A 435-nucleotide genomic window follows, 5' to 3' on the forward strand; every position below is an offset into this window, starting at 1 on the left:
AACATCTACCTCTTCGGCATTCCCAACGCTGAGGTGTGGAAGGGACTGTTCTGGTTCGCTGACCACCCGCTCGTGTACTTCGTCCCTTACACCCTCTCAGGATGTATAGTCGCTATAACTCCCCTCTACGCCAGGAGGCCCATGTACAGCGTCAGGTTCACCAGGTGGCTAATACCAGTCCTCTTCGTTCTGGGATCTAGCGTCTACGTGCACCACATCGTGGACGACCCGTGGCCCCTGATCCTGAGGGACATATTCGCGCAGACCAGCACGGCCCTCATTGCAGTACCGTTCGCTGCTCTCTGGCTACTGTTCTTCATCACTCTGGGCGACCCCAGGAAGCTGAAGTGGGACCCAGGATTTGCCTTCATATTTGCAGCTGCAGTGTGGAACATCATAGGAGGGATACAGGCGGAACCCACTAATCCGACGCCC

Annotated in this window: 1 protein-coding gene; it reads left to right on the forward strand. The window is 56.3% G+C overall.

Features of this window, described 5'->3' with window-relative positions; genetic code table 11:
• A partial coding sequence (locus L3N51_RS12370) for a cbb3-type cytochrome c oxidase subunit I (protein WP_238027517.1) occupies window positions 1–435 on the forward strand: 435 nt, incomplete at both ends.

Source organism: Metallosphaera javensis (ex Hofmann et al. 2022), assembly GCF_022064045.1.
Lineage (GTDB): Archaea > Thermoproteota > Thermoprotei_A > Sulfolobales > Sulfolobaceae > Metallosphaera > Metallosphaera javensis.